General features: G+C 42.5%; 18 protein-coding genes and 1 tRNA gene. 6 read left to right on the top strand and 13 right to left on the bottom strand.

All coding sequences use genetic code 11. The features are described from left to right. The first annotated feature begins 3 nt into the window (after window positions 1-3). From dsbC to XDD1_RS13640, 5 genes are all read left to right on the top strand, one after another. Window positions 4-705 (top strand): bifunctional protein-disulfide isomerase/oxidoreductase DsbC, encoded by a 702-nt coding sequence (dsbC, locus tag XDD1_RS13660; RefSeq protein ID WP_045971988.1) that lies wholly within the window; start codon window positions 4-6, stop codon window positions 703-705. A 171-nt stretch (window positions 706-876) separates the two neighbouring features. Further along, a complete protein-coding gene (recJ, locus tag XDD1_RS13655; protein WP_045971986.1) occupies window positions 877-2,610 on the top strand; it encodes a single-stranded-DNA-specific exonuclease RecJ in 1,734 nt (577 codons plus the stop codon). Window positions 2,611-2,726: 116 nt separating this feature from the next. Next, a protein-coding gene (gene prfB, locus XDD1_RS13650; protein WP_148886046.1) for a peptide chain release factor 2 occupies window positions 2,727-3,825 on the top strand; the annotation gives its coding sequence in 2 pieces (ribosomal slippage) (window positions 2,727-2,801 and window positions 2,803-3,825; 1,098 coding nt in all). Between the two features lie 9 nt (window positions 3,826-3,834). Then, window positions 3,835-5,349 (top strand): lysine--tRNA ligase, encoded by a 1,515-nt coding sequence (gene lysS, locus XDD1_RS13645; RefSeq protein ID WP_045971982.1) that lies wholly within the window; start codon window positions 3,835-3,837, stop codon window positions 5,347-5,349. Between the two features lie 171 nt (window positions 5,350-5,520). Further along, window positions 5,521-5,594: transfer RNA gene (locus XDD1_RS13640), tRNA-Gly, on the top strand. Between the two features lie 201 nt (window positions 5,595-5,795). Here the strand turns inward: XDD1_RS13640 and XDD1_RS13635 are convergent. From XDD1_RS13635 to XDD1_RS13570, 13 genes are all read right to left on the bottom strand, one after another. Further along, window positions 5,796-9,044, bottom strand: a complete 3,249-nt coding sequence (locus XDD1_RS13635; RefSeq protein WP_045971980.1) for a type I restriction endonuclease subunit R — start codon at window positions 9,042-9,044, stop codon at window positions 5,796-5,798. Next, the gene (locus XDD1_RS13630; RefSeq protein WP_045971978.1) at window positions 9,041-10,411 is read right to left on the bottom strand and encodes a restriction endonuclease subunit S; all 1,371 of its coding nucleotides are present in this window, start codon (window positions 10,409-10,411) and stop codon (window positions 9,041-9,043) included. The genes XDD1_RS13635 and XDD1_RS13630 overlap by 4 nt, the downstream gene beginning before the upstream one ends. Further along, window positions 10,411-12,771, bottom strand: coding sequence for a type I restriction-modification system subunit M (locus XDD1_RS13625; RefSeq protein WP_045971977.1), 2,361 nt, complete (start codon window positions 12,769-12,771; stop codon window positions 10,411-10,413). Before XDD1_RS13625 ends, XDD1_RS13630 begins: the two co-directional genes overlap by 1 nt. A gap of 532 nt (window positions 12,772-13,303) precedes the next feature. Further along, complete coding sequence (locus XDD1_RS18655; RefSeq protein ID WP_065814097.1) at window positions 13,304-14,035, bottom strand: DUF2931 family protein; 732 nt, start codon at window positions 14,033-14,035, stop codon at window positions 13,304-13,306. A 337-nt stretch (window positions 14,036-14,372) separates the two neighbouring features. Continuing rightward, on the bottom strand, window positions 14,373-14,804 hold the full coding sequence (locus tag XDD1_RS13615; protein ID WP_045973618.1) for a hypothetical protein: 432 nt from the start codon (window positions 14,802-14,804) through the stop codon (window positions 14,373-14,375). An 86-nt stretch (window positions 14,805-14,890) separates the two neighbouring features. Further along, entirely contained in the window at window positions 14,891-15,655 is a 765-nt protein-coding gene (locus XDD1_RS19485; RefSeq protein WP_148886044.1) for a hypothetical protein, read from the bottom strand. A gap of 10 nt (window positions 15,656-15,665) precedes the next feature. Continuing rightward, entirely contained in the window at window positions 15,666-17,348 is a 1,683-nt protein-coding gene (locus tag XDD1_RS13600; protein ID WP_052705713.1) for a lipase family protein, read from the bottom strand. Between the two features lie 13 nt (window positions 17,349-17,361). Beyond that, window positions 17,362-17,640 carry a type VI secretion system baseplate subunit TssF gene (locus XDD1_RS13595; RefSeq protein WP_052705712.1) on the bottom strand — a complete coding sequence of 93 codons (279 nt, stop codon included), beginning with the start codon at window positions 17,638-17,640 and terminating at the stop codon, window positions 17,362-17,364. Between the two features lie 345 nt (window positions 17,641-17,985). Further along, complete coding sequence (locus XDD1_RS13590) at window positions 17,986-19,053, bottom strand: PfkB family carbohydrate kinase (RefSeq protein WP_045971971.1); 1,068 nt, start codon at window positions 19,051-19,053, stop codon at window positions 17,986-17,988. A 526-nt stretch (window positions 19,054-19,579) separates the two neighbouring features. Next, the gene (locus tag XDD1_RS13585) at window positions 19,580-20,872 is read right to left on the bottom strand and encodes an insecticidal delta-endotoxin Cry8Ea1 family protein (protein ID WP_045971969.1); all 1,293 of its coding nucleotides are present in this window, start codon (window positions 20,870-20,872) and stop codon (window positions 19,580-19,582) included. A gap of 65 nt (window positions 20,873-20,937) precedes the next feature. Then, the gene (locus tag XDD1_RS13580) at window positions 20,938-21,351 is read right to left on the bottom strand and encodes a hypothetical protein (protein WP_045971967.1); all 414 of its coding nucleotides are present in this window, start codon (window positions 21,349-21,351) and stop codon (window positions 20,938-20,940) included. A 286-nt stretch (window positions 21,352-21,637) separates the two neighbouring features. Continuing rightward, the gene (locus XDD1_RS13575; RefSeq protein ID WP_045971965.1) at window positions 21,638-22,039 is read right to left on the bottom strand and encodes a VOC family protein; all 402 of its coding nucleotides are present in this window, start codon (window positions 22,037-22,039) and stop codon (window positions 21,638-21,640) included. Window positions 22,040-22,067: 28 nt separating this feature from the next. Further along, the gene (locus XDD1_RS13570; RefSeq protein ID WP_045971963.1) at window positions 22,068-22,421 is read right to left on the bottom strand and encodes a tRNA-binding protein; all 354 of its coding nucleotides are present in this window, start codon (window positions 22,419-22,421) and stop codon (window positions 22,068-22,070) included. A gap of 229 nt (window positions 22,422-22,650) precedes the next feature. On the opposite strand from XDD1_RS13570, the gene XDD1_RS13565 reads away from it, so the two are divergent. Continuing rightward, on the top strand, window positions 22,651-23,400 hold the full coding sequence (locus XDD1_RS13565; protein WP_045971961.1) for a class I SAM-dependent methyltransferase: 750 nt from the start codon (window positions 22,651-22,653) through the stop codon (window positions 23,398-23,400). Window positions 23,401-23,526: the final 126 nt, after the last annotated feature.

Here is a 23,526-nt window from a genome sequence, read left to right as displayed (position 1 = left end):
ATCATGAAGAAGATTGCGTTTTGCCTTTCATTACTGTTGAGTGCTGTTATCAGCAATGCCTTTGCTGATGAGAGTGCGATCAATAACTCACTGTCTAAAATGGGACTTAAGGCAGAAAGTATCACTCCATCACAACTGCCGGGTGTGAATGCGATTTTAACCGAACATGGCATTGTTTATATCTCTGATGATGGCAAATACCTGTTACAGGGGCCACTTTATGATATTAGTGGCAAAGTACCGAAAAATGTCAGCAACCAAGTTCTGGTTAAAAAACTGGAGGCTTTGAAAAATCAAATGATTATTTACAAAGCACCAAAAGAAAAACATGTTGTGACGGTGTTTACTGATATTACCTGTGGTTATTGCCGCAAATTGCATGAGAACATGCAAGAATATAATGATTTGGGGATCACAGTTCGTTATCTGGCGTTTCCTCGTCATGGCTTGCAACACCAATCCGCCAAAGATATGCAGTCCATTTGGTGCAGTGCGACACCGAATAAATCACTGAACGCTGTGTTCAAAGGTGAAAAAGTCTCGCCAATCAAAGCGTGTAAGACGGATATTGCGAAACAATACAATCTGGGCTTGCAGTTTGGTGTTCAAGGCACGCCAGCAATTGTTATGAAAGATGGCAACGTGCTGGGGGGGTATTTGTCACCGAAGGATTTACTGGCTACGTTGGAACAACATGGCGAATAATCGAAATTGCTAATGTATCCCGCTTTAGTGCATACAGTTAATAAATATACCCTATAAACTTCAAGTTGCCGCTCGCAAGACGAAAGCTGCTGATTATCTCCCTCGCAGCGCGGGGAGATAATCAATGCCTCCTGGAGTACGACGAGTATAAAAATCAGTGAATAAGAAACTGTGAATAGAGAAATACAACTCCGCCGCCGACCAGTGGCGGATTCTAGCCATCTTCCCGACAATATCCATCCATTATTGCGCCGTTTATACGCCATGCGCGGTATCCGTCAAGCTGATGAGCTGGAACGTGGTGCAAAGGGACTTCTCAATTACCAATCCCTCAATGGGATTGAGCAAGCCGTTACCTTACTGGTCACTGCGTTACATGAACATTGGCGTATCGTGATTGTCGGCGATTTCGATGCAGATGGCGCAACCAGTACGGCATTGAGTATGCGTGCCTTGCGTGCGATGGGATATCGCAACCTTGATTACCTTGTGCCAAACCGTTTTGAAGATGGTTATGGATTAAGCGTTCAGGTGGTGGATGAAGTTGTCAAAAAAAGCGCGGATCTGATTATCACCGTGGATAATGGGATCTCATCCCATGAGGGTGTTGCCGCCGCACATCGACACGGCATCAAAGTGATCGTCACGGATCACCATTTACCGGCTGAAACATTGCCAGCCGCAGACGCCATTATCAATCCCAATTTAGTTGACTGCGCCTTTCCTTCTAAAGCGTTGGCAGGGGTGGGCGTCGCATTTTACCTGATGTCCGCACTCAGGGCAGAATTGCGTCAATTGGCATGGTTTGACCAACAAGGCATTCCATTGCCCAATCTGGCGGAACTGCTGGATTTAGTGGCACTGGGGACAGTAGCAGATGTGGTTCCCCTCGATACCAACAACCGCATTCTGGTCTATCAGGGATTAAATCGCATTCGGGCAGGGCGTTGCTGTGCGGGAATACGAGCTTTGCTCGAAGTCTCCAAGCGGGAAGCGACAAAATTGGCTGCCAGTGATTTGGGATTTGCCTTGGGGCCACGATTAAATGCCGCCGGCCGTCTGGATGATATGTCTGTCGGGGTGGCGTTACTATTGGCTGATGACATGATGCAGGCTCGCCAAATCGCGTGTGAGTTGGATGGCCTGAACCAAACTCGCCGGGAAATCGAACAGGGCATGCAGCAGGAAGCCTTGCAGATTTGCGATAAAATCGAGCGCACCCATACTCAGCTTCCTTACGGGCTGGCCATTTACCATCCCGAATGGCATCAGGGAGTCGTGGGTATTTTGGCTTCACGCATTAAAGAGCGTTTTCACCGCCCGGTCATTGCTTTCGCTCCGGCGGGGGATGGAACGTTGAAAGGGTCAGGGCGTTCCGTCAATGGCCTGCATATGCGCGATGCCCTTGAGCGACTCGATACCCTGCATCCGGGGCTGATGTTGAAGTTTGGCGGTCATGCGATGGCAGCGGGATTGTCGATTGAGCAAGACAAATTTGAACTCTTTCAGCGCTATTTTTCCGAGCTGGTCGCCGACTGGATGGATATTGCCCAACTTGAAGGCGTTGTTTGGAGCGATGGTGAATTAGCATTGGGTGAATTATCGTTGGAAATGGCTGAAATTCTGCGTGATGGTGGCCCGTGGGGTCAGGCATTTGCAGAGCCGGTTTTTGACGGCAAATTCAAGTTACTGCAACAGCGCCTAGTGGGTGAAAAGCACCTGAAAGTCATGCTTGAGCCATTAAATGGCGGGCCGATATTAGATGGCATCGCATTTAACATTGATGTCAGCCGCTGGCCGGATAACAGTATCAAAACAGTAGAATTAGCCTATAAGCTGGATATTAACGAATTTCGCGGTAATCGTGATCTCCAGCTTTTGATCCAACATATTTGGCCGTATTGAATGAACTTAAAAGACGAAGGCTATAAACCCTCTGCCAGATCCGTTACAATGCACGGTTCGAAAAACTCCATGCGACCATCGTTTATTCATAATACACAACGTATAAGACACAAAATATGTTTGAAATTAATCCGGTAAAAAATCACATTCAGGACCTGTCTGAGCGGACAGCCGTTCTGAGGGGGTATCTTTGACTATGATGCCAAGAAAGAACGTTTAGAAGAAGTCAATGCTGAACTTGAACAGCCTGATGTCTGGAATGAACCGGAGCGGGCACAGGCGTTGGGTAAAGAGCGTTCATCACTTGAAATCATCGTAGAAACCATTGATCAGCTCTCCCAAGGATTGGAAGATGTGAACGGCCTGCTGGAATTGGCCGTTGAAGCTAATGACGAAGAGACCTTCAATGAAGCCGTTGCTGAATTGGAACAGTTAGAAGAAAAACTCGGCCAACTTGAATTCCGTCGCATGTTCTCCGGCGAATATGATAGCGCAAACTGCTATCTGGATCTTCAGGCAGGTTCGGGGGGAACAGAGGCTCAGGATTGGGCCAGCATGTTGATGCGCATGTACCTGCGTTGGGCTGAATCCAAGGGCTTTAAGACTGAAATCATTGAAGAGTCCGATGGTGAAGTTGCCGGTTTGAAATCCGCCACCATCAAGATCATAGGTGAATATGCTTACGGTTGGTTGCGCACCGAAACGGGCGTCCATCGTTTAGTCCGCAAGAGTCCTTTTGATTCAGGTGGTCGCCGCCATACATCATTCAGCTCTGCCTTTATCTATCCCGAAGTGGATGATGATATTGATATCGAAATCAACCCGGCGGATTTGCGCATTGATGTATACCGTGCCTCTGGTGCGGGTGGTCAGCACGTTAACAAAACCGAATCGGCAGTACGTATCACCCACGTACCGACGGGGGTTGTCACCCAATGTCAGACCGACCGTTCTCAGCATAAAAACAAAGACCAGGCGATGAAACAGTTGAAAGCAAAACTGTACGAACTGGAAATGCAGAAGAAGAATGCCGATAAGCAAGCAATGGAAGAGAATAAATCGGACATCGGTTGGGGCAGCCAGATCCGTTCTTACGTTTTGGATGATTCCCGCATTAAGGATTTGCGTACCGGTGTAGAAACCCGCAATACCCAATCTGTGCTGGATGGGGATTTGGACAAATTCATTGAAGCAAGCCTAAAAGCTGGCCTATGAGGAACTAAAATGTCACAACAACAGCAAGGTGCTGAACAGGCTCCTGATTTAAATAACGAACTGAAAACCCGCCGTGAAAAACTGGCTGCCCTGCGCAGCAACGGTATTGCTTTCCCCAATGATTTTCGTCGCGAAAACATTTCCGAAGATCTGCACGCAAAATACGATGACAAGACCAAGGAAGAGCTGGAAGCGCTGGATATCGAAGTGAGCGTGGCCGGTCGCATGATGACACGCCGCATCATGGGTAAGGCCTCTTTTGCTACCCTGCAAGACATGGGCGGCCGCATTCAGATCTACGTTTCCCGTGACGACCTGCCGGAAGGCATTTACAACACTCAGTTCAAGAAATGGGATTTGGGTGACATTTTAGGCGCACGCGGTAAGCTGTTTAAAACTCAAACGGGTGAACTTTCCATCCATTGTACTGAACTGCATCTGCTGACCAAAGCACTGCGCCCGCTGCCGGATAAATTCCACGGTTTGGCGGATCAGGAAATGCGCTATCGTCAGCGCTATTTGGATCTGATCTCGAATGATGAATCACGCAAGGCATTCCAGATCCGTTCCCGTGTGATGTCGGCATTACGCAACTTCATGATCAAAAAAGACTTCATGGAAGTTGAAACGCCAATGATGCAGGCGATCCCCGGTGGTGCCAGTGCGCGTCCATTTATCACGCACCATAACGCGCTGGATATCGACATGTACCTGCGCATCGCGCCGGAACTGTACCTGAAACGTCTGGTGGTCGGTGGTTTTGAGCGTGTTTTCGAAATCAACCGCAACTTCCGTAACGAAGGTGTTTCTCCGCGCCACAACCCAGAGTTCACCATGATGGAACTCTATATGGCGTATGCGGATTACCAAGATCTGATCGTCCTGACCGAAGAGCTGTTCCGGACTTTGACCCAAGAAGTGCTGGGAACAACCTTGGTAAAATATGGCGAACAAGAGTTTGATTTTGGTCAGCCTTTTGCCAAACTGACCATGAAAGAAGCGATCTGCAAATATCGTCCAGAAACCAACATGGCCGATCTGGATGATATGGATAAAGCGGTTGCTATCGCGAAATCCTTGGGCATTGATGTTGAAAAAGGCTGGGGCCTGGGTCGTATTCAGTGTGAAATTTTTGAAGAAACCGCTGAAAGCCACCTGATTCAGCCGACCTTTATTACGCAATATCCGGCAGAAGTTTCTCCTCTGGCGCGTCGTAACGATGATAACCCATTCATTACCGATCGTTTTGAATTCTTTATCGGCGGCCGTGAAATTGGTAACGGCTTCTCGGAGCTGAACGACGCGGAAGATCAGGCAGAGCGTTTTGCCGAGCAGGTTCGTCAGAAAGATCAAGGTGATGACGAAGCGATGTTCTATGATGAAGACTACATCACTGCGTTGGAGCACGGCTTGCCACCAACAGCGGGTTTAGGGATTGGTATCGACCGTATGGTGATGTTGTTTACTGACAGCCATACCATCCGTGACGTTATCCTGTTCCCGGCGATGCGTCCGCATAAGTAATCATTTTTGATTAAAACCCGTTAAACGTCTTGTCTGGTTAACCGGGCAGGACGTTTTTTTATATTCATTAAAAATACTTAAACAGCTGACTGAAATATAGACAAATATTAACGATATACTACTTGCTGAGATTCAGTAACAGGTATATATTTGACAGCACATTTCGTTGATGCGAGTGTAGTTCAATGGCAGAACGAGAGCTTCCCAAGCTCTATATGAGGGTTCGATTCCCTTCACTCGCTCCAGATTAACCTCTCTTGAAGTCAATAAAAGTCCACTAAGCCCAGTAAAATAAAAGAGTTATCAGTATTTCATTCTCTCTAAGTCCAGTGTTGTCTTTCTAAATCTACACAATTTGTTGTATGGTTTTTTGTGGTGGGTTATGAGTCTGACAGACTTAGTGATCAAGCGAGCTAAAGCACCCGTTATTACTGCCAACTAAAAACTTAAGCTCCTTTCAACATATCAAACACCACTCGCGCAAACCCTTTTGCCAGCTCAGGGTTAGACAGGTACTGCATCATCATATCTTGCTGAGCGTCATTGCTGTCCATAACCGCATCATCAATGGCTTTAGGAAAATCACCTAACATGGCTTGCTCGCGTGTGTTATTTGCAATCTGCGTCATCACCGCCTGGTTTTCTGACAGCTTATCACGCACGGTAAAAGCATAATTGATCATGTCTTTGTCTGTGAGATTGTCAGTGATAAACAGGTCGTTTAGACGTGCCAGAATATTTGACAGAAACTCTTCTTTCTTGTCCTTTGGCTTCGCTGTACCAATATCATTGCCTGGTTTGATTTTGTATTCTTCAGCATCTTCCTGAAGTTTGAGATGTTGTTCGTGGAGTTTTGACAAACGGTAATGGCTCATCTCCACATTACTTAAATCAATCTCATCTTCTTCAATGCGTTGCTCATGGAGCAAAGGGCGAAGGTGACGAGCAAACAGGCTCAGCTTCTCTAAATCCTTGTCATCGTAGTCAACGATCTGCGATATAAATTCGTAGAAACGGACAAAGCTGCCGAGATCCTTTTTGAAGATATCCAGTTTGTCTTTTTCCTGTTTGCTTGCTTTAAAGTTGTTTTCGGCGTTAGTGATTAGCACCACATCACCGGTCTTCTTAGTACGTTCAAACATCTCCTTTGCCAGTGCATAGGCATCAATCGCGGAGATATAGCGTTGTTTCCAGCGCTCAACAGCAGGCTTACAAATATTGCTAATCGCTGCGTTAGATTTGTTTTTGGTGAAGAATGCCTCACAGAATTGCTCAACTTCTCTCCACAGAAAAATGCCGCTGGTGCGAAGTTTCTCGAACAACTCGAACACTAACTGTGGATCGCTGACGTCGGTTAGCTCCGCTGTTTGATAGTAAGGCTGGAAAGCGCCCAGAATGTCGTCCGGTTCATTATAGAAATCGAGCACAAATGTTCCCGATTCTGCTTTACCCGGATAAATACGATTTAGCCGTGAAAGTGTCTGCACACACTCCACTCCGCCCAAAGCTTTGTCGACATACATGGCGCACAGCTTAGGTTGGTCAAAACCGGTCTGGAATTTATTCGCTACCAGCATCACCTGATAGTCATCACTATCAAAAGCTTTACGCATATCCCGGCCTTTCAGCCCAAGGTTCATACTAATTTCAGTAAACTTCTGATTCAGCAGTGCGAGGCTGTTGTGGTCGCTTTCAACGAATTCGACTTCGCCTGAAAACGCCACCATCGCATTGATCTTCTGGTAACTGTTCTCAGCAATGTATTTATCAAACGCCAGTTTATAACGTACGGCCGCTTTACGTGAGCTGGTAACAACCATCGCTTTAGCCTGCCCACCCAGCAAATGCATCACATGCTTACGGTAGTGCTCAACAATGACTTTTACTTTCTGCGAAACGTTATATTCGTGCAACGCTACCCACTGATTCAGTTTTATCTTCGCTTTTTTGCTGTCGACTTCCCGGTCTGGATCGTCCAGCTTCTGCAAAAGCTTATAGGCCACCTTGTAGTTGGTGTAGTTCTTCAGGACATCAAGGATAAAGCCTTCTTCAATAGCCTGACGCATAGAGTAGACATGGAACGCTTCGGGCTTATTGGTTTTTGACGCAGGTTCAAGCGGATTGGGGAGACGGCCAAACAATTCCAGCGTTTTGGCCTTCGGTGTCGCGGTAAACGCATAGTAGTTAAGATTATGACTACCTTTACGTGCGGCGACGGTGGCATCCAGAATATCTTCCGAAGACAGCACCACATCGTCATTCGCTTCCTCGGTCATCAGCACTTCTTTCAGCTTGCGTGCCGTTGAGCCGCTTTGTGAAGAGTGGGCTTCGTCGGCAATCACCGCATATTTACGCTGTTTGAGGCTGACGCTGTTTTCAATTGCTTTCAGCACAAACGGGAAGGTCTGAATAGTGACGATAATAATTGGCTGCGAGTTTTCCAGCGCGCTGGCGAGCTTTTCAGACTTCGAACCATCGCCTTCTTTATTGTTGATGCGTGCGACCACACCATCCTGATGCTCAAACTGATAAATGGTGTCCTGAAGCTGATCGTCCAGCACGGTACGATCGGTTACCACAATCACCGAATGGAACTGCTTCTCGCCTTTCTCATCGTACAGGCGGGAAAGCTGATGGGCTGTCCAGGCAATCGAGTTGGATTTACCGGAACCCGCGCTGTGCTGAATCAGATACTTATTACCGGTGCCTTCCATCGTAGCAGCAGTAATCAGCTTGTTCACCACATCCCACTGGTGATAGCGCGGGAAGATCAGGCTTTCTTTCTTGCTTTTCAGGCCGTTCCACTCTTCTTTCTCTTCGATTTGCAGATGCACAAAGCTGGCGAGAATTTTCAGCAGATTGTCCGGCAGCAATACCTCATTCCACAGGTAGCTGGTGGCGTATTGGTTTGCATCTTCCGGGATATCATTCCCCGCACCGCCCTCTTTTGTGCCTTTGTTGAAGGGCAGGAAGAAAGTTTTATCGCCGTCGAGTTTGGTTGCCATAAACACTTCATACTGACTGACGGCAAAGTGCACTAAAGCGCCACGTTTGAAGGTGAGCAGCGGTTCCGGTTTATTGGTGCCAGGGTCTTTGGGCAGACGCGTTTTCTTATACTGCTTGATGGCGTTTTGTACTGCTTGCTTAAACTCAGACTTCAATTCAAGCGTCGCCACTGGCAGGCCGTTAACAAACAGCACCAAGTCAATGCGCCACTTTTTCGCTTTTACGCCAGATTCTTCAAATGCCGCTTTTGAGGCATGAGGGCTATAAACCAGCTCCGGTACAATGCGGCAGATATTTTGCTTATAGCGCGCCAGCGTTTCCGGGTTGAGGTTATGTTCCGGCTTAAACTGGCACAGGGAAAAGCGTGCACTATGGCTTTTTATGCCGTGACGCAATACACCGAGCGTGCCGTAAGTACGCGACAGCATATCGGTGGCATTGATATCCGCTTTTTTCAACTGAGCTACCAGCGCATCGAGGAAATGGCGCTCGGTATCGGTGGGATAAATCTTTGAAAACTTATCCCACTCCTGCGGCTGCGTGGTCTGCACGAAGGTTAGCGCATCCTGCGAATACAAAGCACGTTCGCGATCATAGCCATCAGATTTACCACGAATCCAACCTTTTTCGACCATCTGCGCGATCATGTCATCCTGAAAAATCAGTTCCTTGGTGGTGTCCATACTCATGCGGCGGCCTCCTGTGACTCCTCAACATCCTGCGTGTTCGGTGCAACCCAGTTGCGAACGTCGATTTTTCCGATGACGGCAGCGGAGATTAGGGCGGTGCGGCGTTCTTGCATAAGCCTAATTGCAGTGTCTGCTGAAAGAATTAAATAATCATATTTATCAGAAATCACTTTGATGTAGTCCAATATTGCCTCTTGCTCTCTAATTGGCGGAACAGGTAATCGAACGCGTCCCAAGGTTTCAGTATTCAAATTTGCCATTGTCGAGCCTTTAGACTCCAATATCAGTTCTGAAACAACGCCCTCTGAAGAAATTAGAATATATGCATAGTCTGGAATGATTTTTTTTGTGAGTTTAGCTTTTAGACTACCAGTCCCGCATAACCAACCTTCATGCTCTTTTTTTACAACCGCACACCTTCCTAATTCACCACGACGAGAAAAGATGATTTCACCATCTAATAACTTATGTCTCTCTAATCTTTTCTGTGTTGCTTCATCAACAGTGACCTGTAAATCAGGTATAATTTCACCTGAATTCATATGCGCGGGGTTTATTAATGGAATACCATCAACTATATAATCTTCAGCATGCAACTGACTACCGAATGGACCTGTTTGCATTTCTAAAGTATTAAACTTTAATTGAGCAACAACCCAATGTTCCGGCACTTCACCCAACCACTCAACACCAGAATCTTTCATCGGCACATCAGGATTTAGCCCGTTGGTTACGGCATGACTAATCACTGCCTGGCGTTTTTCTTTTAGCAGTTCAATAAGTTGCTTTTGCTTGTCAATTAGGTTATCAATTTTTGCGGTTTCGTGGTCGAGAAAACTGTATATTTTTTTCTGTTCGTGCTTGGTAGGCAAAAGCAGTTCAATTTTTCTAAATTCGTCAGGATCTAGATCCCACTGATTTACACGTATGCCCTTGGAACAACTCAGATATTGAGTAACATAAATCGGATTGCGAAGTAAATAATGAACATATCTTGGATATGCTTGTTCAAAAAGAACCTTATTTGGTTGATAAACAAAATATGCAGGACTGACTATCCCTTCATACTCTGAAATTGCGATAGAACCTTGCCAGGCCTTCATCTTATTCATTACCAAATCATTGGGTTGTACTAACTGATAAGGTGATAAGTCCTCTGAAGGTTTGTTATTGTTATCTTCTCTACTGGATTTGGGTATAACGCCATAATCCCGATAAACAGAAAGTAATTCTTTTTCTGTATACCCAGCACGCTTCGTTCTAAAAAATAATCTAGATATAGATATCACTTTCCAGTGACAAGGTACTTCACCCAACCACTCAACCCCAGAATCCTTATATTCCGGATACGCCTTATATTTCGCCATCAGGAATGCACCTCTTGCAGCAGCTTCATAATCTCGGCGCTCACTGCATCCAGATCGGCATCAATCTCTTCCAGCGGACGCGGCGGCTGATAAACGTAGAAATGGCGGTTAAACGGAATTTCATAACCGACAACACCCACTTCTCCGTCTTTCGCATCGCGCTTATCGGCATTAATCCAGGCATCGGCCACATGCGGCAGCACTTCCGCTTTGAAGTAATTCTCAATCAGAGCGCTGGTAGATACAGCCGGATTCAGCGGAACGTTTTCGTTATCACGCAGGTCACCGTCCTGCTCAAACTCCACCACTTTGCCTTTGTACTCAAACGCACCATACAGTGGCTGGGCAGCTTCTTTCAGCACCTTTTTCACAACCGGCTCGGCGTCAGGATTTTTGGTGGTAATAGCACCGATAAACTGTTTGTTCTCTTTGGTATCCAGCTTAACACCTGCGGTTTTCAGTGCTCCTTTCAAAGTGAGCTGGAACTGGTTGAAGTCATCGCTGACTAACGTTTTGCCACCTGCCTGTGCACCCAATGCCGTCTGAATCTGCTGCGCTTTCTCCATTAACGCACGCTGCGCCAGCCAAAGTTTACTGTCTAGCAGGTCTTTAATTTGCTTCTCTTTCAACTCAACAAATTCCTTTTTGATGATGCCACGGGCTTCCGCTTCAATCTCTGAGAAATCACCATAGTTATCATCCTGCCACTGTGCAGCGAACTCGTCATGCAGACGTTCCATTGGCGCGTTAAACGGCTTCGGTGCAAAGCGCAGAGAGGCGATGGCCTCATCGGTCACTTGGGCAGACAAACGCAGCGGGCGTTCAATCGTCAGGCGGCGATAGCCAAAGTCAGTGCTGTTAAAGATTTTGCTGGCGAAGGTTTTCGGCGCTTCGGTTTTAACGGTGGCAGACCGACGACCACGGTTGGATTTTTGCTCTGCGGCTTTTTCCAGTCCCAAATCTTCCAACGGCGTGGTATCCACAACCTCAAAATCACCAAAGGTGCGGGTGATGAGTTTAATATCATCTTCACTCATCAGATTACGTTTAGAACCCAGCGACTTACGCATTTTGCCGCATAGGTGAGTACCATCAATCAACTGTACTTTGCCTTTGCGCTCTGACGCTTTCTTATTCGACAGGATCCAGACGTAGGTCGCAATACCCGTGTTGTAGAACATATCGGTCGGCAGCGCGACAATGCCTTCCAGTAAGTCGGCTTCCAGAATATAGCGACGGATTTCACTTTCACCGCTGCCTGCCCCGCCGGTAAATAGCGGCGAACCGTTGAGGATAATTCCGATACGCCCACCATTAGTCACGGTGCCATCAACATTGTGGCTGTCGCGCATTTTGCTGATAAGGTGCAGCAGGAACAGCAGCGAACCATCAGACACACGTGGCAAACCAGGGCCAAAACGTCCGTTAAAGCCTTTTATCTGGTGTTCGTCGTTGATCTCGCCTTCAATCTTTTTCCAGTCCACGCCAAACGGTGGGTTAGACAGCATGTAGTCAAACTGGTCCTGCGGTAGCTGGTCGTTAGAAAGGGTATTGCCCAGTTTGATGCGGCTGACGTCCTGACCTTTGATCAGCATGTCGGCTTTACAGATAGCGTAAGATTCCGGGTTCAGCTCCTGACCAAATGCGCGCATCACCGCGTTAGGGTTCAGTTCATGGACGTATTCCATGCCGGAAGAAAGGAATCCGCCAGTCCCGGCTGTTGGGTCGTAAATGGTACGGATAATGCCGTCTTTCGATAACGCTTCGTCATCCTCCATAAATACCAGCGAGGTAGTTAAACGTACGATATCGCGCGGGGTAAAATGTTCTCCCGCCGTCTCGTTTGAGCTTTCCGCAAAACGGCGGATTAATTCTTCAAACACTAAGCCCATATCATGGTTAGATATTTTTTGCGGGCTGAGATCGGTGGTAGCGAATTTTTTCACTACTTTGAACAACAGATTGGCATCCTGTAAGAGGCTGACAAAGTCACTGAAATTAAAGTGTTCGAAGATTTCACGCGCATCTTTTGAGAAAGACTGGATGTAATTCTCCAGGTTGACCGCGATATCGTTTTGCCCCATCTTTCCGAGGTTCATCGGAGAGGAGTTGAAGAATGTCAGGCCGCTGGCCCGGAGCAGAAATTTCTCTTTTGCTTCTTCTGGCAGCGGGCTGGTTTTCAGTTTTTCAGCCTCGGCTACCACGGCATCTTTAGTGGCGGCTAACACGCACTCAAGACGACGCAGCAGTGTAAAAGGCAGGATCACACGACCGTACTGAGATTGTTTAAAATCACCGCGAAGCAGGTCAGCAACCGACCAGATAAAAGCCGCCGTTTGAGAAAAGTTAGTGTCAGACATGATTGATACCCGGAAAATGACATAAAAACGTAACTTGATTATACCTCACTAGACATATAGTGCTTTAACTTATAGCGCATTAAGTTCAACTTAAGTAGATTGACATCAATTACTGTACCGAAGTGGAGTCAAAGCTGGCATAAACCAAGACGACCAGCATATTACAAAACATTAGCAGGCCAAAAAGGCGGTGGAGGCTCATCTGCCCAAACATGTCAGCAGATTGCCTGACCTGTCCCACCCCCTGAGTATGTGTGATTTAAAGGCGAGGGGGTGAACGTGAAGAATTTCAGCCACTGGTTAACCAAGTTAGAATATGACGAGCTGATTAACCGAAACGGGCAGGAATCCACCATTGTTAACCAGAACAACGGGGATTAAAAAATGAGGAGAAAAATGAGGAGAAAAATGAGGAGTGGGTGAGGCGTTAACCTTTTTTCTGGCAGGTATTTTTTCAGATCTCCGTGTTATCGGGTTAATTTATTAGCCCGATAACACGGAGAAGACAAGCGAAAAACTCAAAGTGACCGCTTTACCACTCTCCGTAAGGATATTTTTTCCCTTTGATAAAATTTTTGATATGTTCGGAATATTCACCATAACCATCAGGATGGTTTGTTTTATCCCGACAAATCGTCATATTATCACCAGAAACCGATTCACCTGTGGCCACTAAGATATTATCACCGTTGTTTTTATCATAGCCCCGTAACCAAGCCTTGGCAGTTCCGCCGGGGGCTAATCCGATAAAAATTCTATCTCGATAGAATACACGATCTTTAACTAAGTGCCCGGCAGAAGGTTCACGCATCAGTTGTCTAACGTATGGTGAAAATTTAAATAGTGTTTGATAGGATTTTTTATCAATCACTGAATCCCAACAGACTGTCAATGATAGGGGCAAAGCTTCACCATGGTTTTTAATAACATCGGATACCCCTCCAATCCGTTTATTCCAAGTATTTACACTTCTATAATCTGAATTAGAGCCATCATTCATAAATTTTTGTACGATATAATTATCTTCATCCAAAAACTGGACAAAACTAATGCTGGCAGGGAAATATTCTGGAGTATTGATTTTAAATTCCCACCGTTTATAAGGCAATGGTTCGCTGTTACGTACAATAGGCTTATAAGTTATCTCTCGCGTGCCAAATGGTGTAGCAGGCTGAAAGCTGGCGGCTAACAAACGTATATAAACCCAACCAAGTCCTAGCGATAATATTACCAAAACTAGCAATATTATTAAGATTTTCCTCATTTTGAGATATCCTTGCTGTTATTATCAAAAATCACTCTGCCCCAATTATGATTGGGGCGGTTCGCATAAGCTATTTCTGCTGGAAGAACATTACCTTGGATGCTATTATCTTTTGTTTTCGCATTGTTCCAGTTTGCTAAATGGGCTAACGCCGTTGGAAGTCTATACGAGGAAGAGTGTTGCACATATTGTATTAATTCAGTCCTTTTCTATCAATATTGCTGGCACCCTTGGTTAATTTAGGTCGATTTTTTTTCTCGTACTGATTTCAGAATGACCGCCTAAGCGGTCACATTTAACATGAAATAGCGATTACAAAAAAATGTAAATAAGGTCGTTATTTCCAAATACAATCTTTTCTTTCTGCGTCATAAGCAGACAAATTTTCCTCAAAATCTACTTGTTTTCCTCTTGTATTTATATATGTAAGACCATAGTATCTTGCTCCCTGTGAAATGACCGTATACGAACCATTAAATTTTCCTTGAATCATTTCATTCCATACAGTTGTATACTGATATGGCCTATCCTCAGCTAATATTTCAGAATATTCCTTAACCAAAGCAATTGGTATAGCCATATGGGAATTTTCATACTTAACATAACCAACTCTGGCATTATCTTTTTTGAAATACATATCAGATAACTTTATGTTTATTGGTTTTTTACCACTGGAAGTAAAACAACCAATATCAATAGACCATTCAGAGGCATAAGCATTAGTAGATAATATAACCAACACCCCAAAAATAATATTTTTATTTGTCATGTTAACCCTTTCCATACTGGAAGACTCATCCTTTTTTAATTTAGAATGAGCCAAATAATAAAAGTGAATTTCCCCATGCGCTCCTACTATTTTTCGGGAGTGATCATTTTATCTATTTTATTAGAATCGATATTTGTTCTGTTTTTTATTTCTATATTTTGATGTTCAATAATATACTCTCCTTTTTCATGTGTTTTTTTTATGATTTTTAATTTATCTACTTTTGGATTGATATTAATATAGCCATTATTTCCTTTTTTTACCCATAAGCGATATTTGTATTTATTTTGTGGTGATGAAAATATAATTGAAGGAAAATTTATAGAATTATTATAGACTGTATGGAAAACAGGAGAGTAATTTATATTGTTATATTCATATTTTTCTTTATAATTTGGGTTTATAGTAACATCATTTATAAAAACAGTTAATATAGCACTTACATAAAAGTTTGTATCTTTTGTCGCAAGAGGATGCTGAGTATAAGCAAGCCCAATGTTGATTTCACTCAATTCCCATTGACACCAACCACCTCCACCAAGAGGAATTTTTGTTTCAAATCTTTGACCATTTTGATCTGATAAATCCCATTTAATTTCTCTTGTTCTCCTGTCTTTTCCAGTAGGACGAAAACTTGAATTATAGTGCGTTCTGGTACATTTATCGGATATGTACTTAGCAGTAATATGAGTTTTAGTATCTGATGGAGAGATATTGGATACCATAATAAATTGGCCTCCATTTTGTGGATTGATTGGCGAATATTTATCAAGTTTTTCATCTAAAATCCTATCACATCCAATCAGAGGTAAAGATAACATAATAATAGTTAATATTTTTATTCTACTCATGTTTTATCCCTTATTTGATCTTTACATGATGTGTATAAATATTGATGGCACGTTGCTCCACCTTACTTTTCTTATTGGAAAATAAGCATTTCTCTAATTCTTTTTCTAACTTTATGAAATACGGATACGATAGTGAATGTTTCTCTATTCGCATGTTATCGACATCTTTCTTCTTTTTAAAATCATCCATGTGTTCTTTATAAATTCTATTCTGTTCAGGAATGCATAATTCTATTGGTTTATTTTTTATCCTCTGAATGTAGTTGCCACTAAGATGAGCTAATGGAGTTATTCCGTGTGCATTTTTAGGTTGTGCATTATCAGGGTAATAATATAGACTTGATTCATCATATGGTAATAAATGAGGGGCTGAATAAAAATTGAATATATCTCTTTTGAGATTGCCAACGGCAATAAAATTTATTTTATTTGCGGATGCTGGCTCAATGTGGTGCATATCATGGAAATGTATGACTCTACCATGATGTAAATATAATTCTTCTGACTTTGTTTTGTATAAGGAGTCAAGTTCGGATGGCATTATAGTTGATTTTATTTCTGATGAATACCCTAAATTATCTAATCCTAATTTAAATAAATAATTATCCATATCTTTTTCAAATGGTAGACGTGGGACAGGATCATTTTTATTGACATGTCTATAATGGATGAAATTTCCAATTTCCTCTATCGCACTATAAGTAAATACTCTAGGAATACTATATGTATATAGGCAAGGATTGTAATATCTTAATTGAGAACTATGAAGGAATGCTAATGCACCTCCTAGACTATGACCACAGATAAATAGCTTTTTCCCTAAAGCTAATTCTTTTATGCCATTTAGTACAGGCATCTCTTGTTTATCATTATCAACATCGAATAATGCAGTTTTATGATTTACCTCCATAAATGCATTCCAAAAACCACTATGAACTTTTCCTTTTGAAACAAAATCATTTTCACTAAGCCATCTTGGTTTAAATTTAAGGTCAGTCAAAACATCTGTCCCACTGGCTGTTCCACGCCAACTAATAATTAACTCGGTTTTGTTTGCTACATAAAACATCTGGGTATCCAAATTGTCTTCAGTATCAATGAATTCCACATGAGTATAGCGATCTTTGAAAGGAACATCATAGACAATTGGTTCAAATTGGTTATCTTCAATACGATTAGGTATATGTGATAAATCTAAGAGCTGCGTTGTAAAAAAGTGCGAGATAGAACCTATACCCTTTTTATTTTCATCATCTCCAGTTTTCAGTAGATCCGCATAAACTAAAACAGCCATCAATCCCTGATTATAAGCATTAATCAAAGAATAATCTCTTTGGTGATGCAATAACAACGACCAAGCCCGGAATGGGCAAACTTCTATTATATGACGGGAGTCCATTTCTTCAATACTGATTCCTGCTATTGAACGTTCAGGGAAATGATAGGCAGGTAGTTTTTCTTCTTCCCATCCTTCAATATTTGGCATTCTATCTATCAATTCCCCAATAGTCACATAATGGTAAAGGTGCCCGGCAGATTCAGTTTCTGGCCTGACAGTAGAGTGTTCTTCTCCGCGTTTTATCCTTAGTGGCCGCTGTTCCATTTCATCGGTTAAAGGCTGAGCAGCTATTTCTAACATTAAGGGAATAGCTGTCAGACTTTCTTCACGGATTAAGCCATTGCCATCAGTCATTCCCTTGCGGACATCACAGCGATTGTGAAGATGTGGTGGGCGGAATCGGACATAATGCTAACGGCCAGATACGGGACAAAATACCGTGGGTAATTTCGGGAAAATCATCCTCCAGTTTATCCCGTAAGCGGGCAATCAGTAGCGCAAAAGCTTCAAAGAGGCGCTGAATATCCGGGTCATGGGCGGTGACCAGAAAATCCGTTAAATGAGGGGATGATTTCGCCACGCGCTGCGCCAGCTCCCGCAGGTAAGCGCGTTCTTGCAGGTACAGTGATTCCTTGTTATTTTTCATTAAATTTAACTTATGTTGTTATCCATCAGATATCGGAATGGTGCTGAATTAATAGAGATTCGGTCTATAATTGTACACATTCATCAGTGAAATTAATTAGCCAGTTAGATTCAATTTTCGTCTAATTTTGGTGGAATATTGGCCTGTTAGCGGAATTTGCACGGGAATTCAGACAAAAATAAGGATGGCAGGCAAGTCAACGGCTTGACTCCACCTAGCCTGAAAGGGAGAGCAAGATTGCGGTACATCTGTGCACTTTTGGAAACAGATATCGCTGGACAGATAACCCAATGTCTACTTTGGAATCACGACCATTATTTGAAAGACGAAAAGTCCAAATTTCTTTCAAAAAGATAAACGATGCTTAGGAAATATCTCAATACTTTCCGAAGACAGGGTTAGTGCTGAACATTGTTGTGCAAAGCGGACGCTTTCTTTTAGTTCCATGCCTTCTAACCAGCAATGTACAAGACCTGCCATCATAGCGTCGCCTGCACCATTGGTATTAATGATATTGGTGCTGATTGCGCTTGACCATCCTGATGTATTATCTCTTTCGCTGTAATAAACACCTTCGGCATCCATGCTCAAAATTAAGCGTTGGACGCCATGTTGATGAAACCAATGTGCAGCATCCGCGGCATCTTCTTGAGTTTCAATTTTTATCCCACTCAGAATTTCTGCTTCGGTACGATTGGGCTTCAAGGTATGGATATGTGATAGTAAATGGCGGATTTTGGATGCCTTGGCTCTGGAAACGGTATCAACAAAAATCGGAACAGTATCGGCATGATTAAATAACCAGTCTAAGGCTTCTTCCGTTAAGTTACAGTCAACCACTAACACGCTCGCATGTTGGATTAAAGATTTAGATTGAGATAATAAAGTTGGTGTGAGTTTTTCCAGAATGCACATATCATTAACAGCAACGATACACTTTCCATTTTCGTCAATAATAGAATTGCAAATTGATGTTTTTTCTCCTTCTAATTTATATAAATATTTAACGTTAACACCGGCTGATTTTGTTTGCTCAAATAGTGTTTTTCCATATGCATCATCACCAATGACAGAAATTAAATAACTTTCATTTTTTAATAAAGCAATGTTCTGAGCAATATTTCTACCGACGCTACCTGGTGTCGAAATAATTTTCCCTGGGTTGGAATCTTCATAAATGAGTTTGGCAGAGGTATAGCTTGTTAGATCTATATTGGCTGCACCAATTGTTACAGTGTAAACATCGTTAGATAAAATATACCCCTTGCCTTTAATATAACCTTTTTTACTTAGGTTCATAATATGTCCTGCAACACATGAGCGACTGATTCCGAGGATATCAGCAATTTCTTGTTGCTGAATAAAAGGATCACGCTTTAGCAGTTGCAATATCTGGTTTTCCCTTTTTGACATATCACACCCTTGATTGTTTTTTTGCACTGATGTTGTATTTCATGTCTGACAGACAGTAAAGACTATTTTTATATTTCTTTTCCATTATGAGAATATGATCGTAAGATTGATAAGGCCAGAAAATGACATAAAAATGTGACAAGCATCTCGAATATTATGCTAAAAAATTAATAAAAATCAGATTGTTAAATACGTAAAGTAAGTAAACTATATTTTATCCTGTTTTAATGTTTTTAAAAACAAAGTGTTATATTGATCTGTGAAAATCACAAACATATGTTTGGTTTTGATGATTTATTGATTTCTATGATTAGGTAAAACTGGGGATGTGATGAAATGATGACAGTTGATAATCATGAATGGCACTAATATGTTATTAATGGTTATATACCAAAATCATAGGTATAAAGGTTAATCCTGATGCTATGACTGACTTTTGTTTAAAATCCCCCTGCCACATAGTTAGCTATATGGCTAGGGGGACTCTTTACCACTAATCTACGGCTCAAATTCTATTCGCTAAGTATTATTTTTTGTCATCCAGCATATGGTATGAAACGGCAATACCTGCGGCTTGACCTGCAAGTGAAGGCTCATCACTGGCTAAATAAAGCCCTGCAATATAGTGGCTATCAACAGCATATTTTTTGTATTTTCTGGCGTAGCGCTCACCGATACGGAATAGGCGTTTATCACTTAACGTAAATAATGCCTCATCAACCGCGCCATCTCCCCAGACTTCCAAGCTTTCGATCACACTGCCATTGAGCTCAATTGACGTCGTTTCTGATGTTACTGTACCCAGTGTGTAAGATGCACCGTTGGCAAATGTGATCGTCATCCCCCCCACTCTGGGAGCATTGCCAATTCTACGGACATATCCAGTCAATGATTTTATTTGATTGTATTTGCCGTTGATTAAAGATGGCTTTAATGGCTCCTGCATTTGATCGTCTTCTGTCAGAGCCTGAATTCTCATTTTGGGAGTCTGACGATCGAATACGGTAGAATAACTGATGGTTTTGGGATAGAAACCACTTTCAAGGCTATTCTTTTGTAGATGCTCAATCATTTCAAGACACTCTAAACCGTGTAACAAACAATATCCTCTGACAGAAAATAAATTATTGGTGATATTTGCTGCGGTTGACGTGTTTATCGCATCGTTATATTGACGCGTATACGTTTCATGAATATAGCTGTTAGCCTTGGTATATAATTTATCGATAAGCTGTTTTAATTCATTAACTTCTATATCGGATAAACCAATATCCTTTTGCTTCTCTATGCCCATTTTCCAATAAGGAACCTGTAACATGAGAGTGTTGGTATACATCGGGAGAATTTGGTAATTTGTTTTATTATCAAAGGACTTGAATTTTTCATCTATACTCACCAGATATCTCGCCAGAAACATATAAGCTTCACGGCTTTCTTGGCTACCCGGTGAGGTTTCCAACATGTATTGGACATGTTCCATTTTACCTTTAATTTCTTGTATATCGCCATTCAATATACCTTGAATGGTTTTGAGAACAGCATCCTCTATCATCTGCTCGACTTTTTGCAGAATTTGTTCCCAAGTATTGTCTGCCTGTTGAGGCCAAAAGAGTCCTAACAGAAAAGATATTGCCGGACCTGGGCCAGGAATAAATCCTATACCACCAATAATGGCATCTTTTATTATTCCGGAGGCATCCCATTCATAATCAGGAGTAGAAGTTGCATAAGGAACGATTAACATGGGTTCAGGCATTGAAGGGATAACTTCTAAAGGTAATGTTTCATTCTCATTGATATTTATAGATGTGTTATTCATAAGTTTATTTTTTACCTTAAAGGTGAATTTAAAATTTATTGGTTATAGAATATTTTTCCTTATCATTACTTATTATATCCAGTCACAAAGGCGCGTTTATCTGTATCATTATAAATGACAACCTTGCTGTAATATAGCGAGTTGCTTGGTGATTGTAATATGCCGTCTTCCCCTGCTTTCACTATGATAGAGGAAGATTCGAACCATTGTGATGTGAAAGAATGCGACCAATAAAACACTGCTCTAACTTCTGATGCAGGGCCGGAATTGGCGATATAATAATTGGGGCGTGTTTCAGGAATAATAGGCGTATCAGTTCTTGTTGCCTCAATAGAAGAGTGTGGTTCTATTGTCATATCTCTATAAGGAATGACGGTGAGAGGTTCTGAGGCAGGGGTATTTTGAATGCCAGATTCTGATGTGATATTGTAAGTGTTATTAATTGTTACTGAACCACCACTTATATTAATTGTAATCATAAGATATACTCCTGTTAAATTTAAGGTGATTTAATAAATAAGATCATAAACATAATGTGAATGTGATTTCGGTGGGTATTCTAAACAGGTTTTTAGGGCGGAGTAAAAGATAAAAAATAGCAGTTTGATTTAAGATTTATATAATTCCATGAAATAATATCATCAGTAATTAGGTATGATTGGATAATGTATATTAGTCTATTGCTATTATTTTATTTTTTGTAGATTGGTAATGTATTATATAGCCCAATATAATTGGGCTAATAGTGATATTTATAGAAAGGCTCTAAGCCATTGCATTCTGGTATAAATCCCAACGGTTACCATAAATATCTTCAAAAACTACGACCATACCATACTCTTCCTGACGAGGTTCTTGGCAGAAATGGACGCCATTCTCTTTCATTTTATGATAATCACGCCAAAAGTCGTCAGTTTGCAGGAACAGGAAGACTCTGCCACCACATTGATTACCGATAAACGCTTCCTGTCTTTCATTAGATGCCCTTGCCAGTAATAAATTGCAATCACTCTCAGGGTTCGGGGTGACAACAACCCATCTTTTATCAGGCTGAGGCGTATCTTCCACCAGCGTAAATCCTAATTTATTAGTGTAGTAATCAATGGCCTTGTCGTAATCATCTACAACAATAGCAACATAACCCATACATCTTTTTTGTGTTCTCATGGTATTCCTATAGTTACTGATTTAAAAATTACAGCATTCGGGTGCCTAGGTTCACATCTTTTTCTGGTTGGATCAAAACAGTGCCTTGATCGTCACAAACGGCCGCTAAAACTAACACTTCGGATTTAAATCCTGCTACCCGCCTTGGGGGAAAGTTCACGACTGCCAGTATTTGTTGACCAATTAATTGCGCTTCCGTGTAGTTTTGGCATATCTGGGCAGAGCTCTGTTTTTCGCCGATATCACTGCCAAAATCGATATACAGTTTATAGGCAGGTTTGGTGGCTTTTTCGTTTTTTTCGGCTTTGATAATTTTGCCAACGCGAATATCGAGAGACATAAAGGCGTCGAGGGTAGCGGGTGTAGTCGTTATATTTTCCATAGGGTTTAATTCATTGTTTAAATTATGTTATTTAGCATAAGAGAAATATGGAAAAATGTATAGATGTCAGCGAACTCCGCCCACAATTTATGGATACGTTTTCTTATTGTTTGGCGTTCAATTGGGGCTATCAGTGCTATGGTTGGCATAACTCAGTCAGTAAAAAATAGTCAGTAGAAAAATCGGGCAATTGCACCATAGTTATAGATAGCTTGCCGGAGATTATGCAATGAAACAATTTAATAAGAATGCTCAGGCTTACAATATCGTAAGAAGGAAAATCACTTACCCAGACACGTTATATGTCTCTCTTGCCAGTCGAACCCCAGCTAAAGAAGCGGCGCTGGATATCGGATGCGGTAACGGCGTTTCTACAGTGCGCCTGCAAGGGTTATTTGAACATGTGGAAGGCTGTGATATTGGTGACGCTTTGATCGACAAAGCCAGGCACAACTCCCCTGATATTCAGTTTAACGTATCTCCGGCCGAAACCTTTTCACCCTCGCATTCCTTCGATCTCATTACCAGTGCCACTTCCTTCTATTGGATGGATCGTAAAAGAATACTGATGAACCTACGGGAGTGGCTTAAACCCGGCGGGCTTTTTTGTGCGTATAAATATGGTTTTCCTGTGGTATATGGCCCGCTGCGCGATTATATCGAACGGGAGTTGGTTACCCGCTGGTCACGTTATCGTGATCCCCGCCTTACCCAATATGACAATACGCTGGAACTGATGGGCGATTGCCCACATCTTCAAGATGCGTGTCGGGAACTTTTTGCCAACATGATTTTCCTCAGCCCAGAAGAGGTCGCGTTATTTTTTCTATCCACCAGTTATGTCACCCGATATATCGAAGAGGAAGGCGGCGAAGAGTATGAACATCAATTTATGACGGCGGTAACGAACATCGACAAGTCATCATCGGTTGCCGTCAATTTCGATATTCATGCGTTTACTGCGGTCAAACTTAGGTAATTAATTGATGCGATCCAATCCCTGAATCAGTGAAAAATGGGATCAGCCTGCCTGCATAAAAAAAGGCCGCTTATAGTGCGGCCTAAAACATAAAATAAGCAAGGAATTAAATTTAATAAACCAGGA

Origin of the sequence: Xenorhabdus doucetiae (assembly GCF_000968195.1) — a bacterium.
Classification (GTDB): Bacteria; Pseudomonadota; Gammaproteobacteria; order Enterobacterales; family Enterobacteriaceae; genus Xenorhabdus; species Xenorhabdus doucetiae.
The sequence above is the reverse complement of the archived record's forward strand: the minus strand, read 5'-3'. Positions and strand labels throughout refer to the sequence as shown.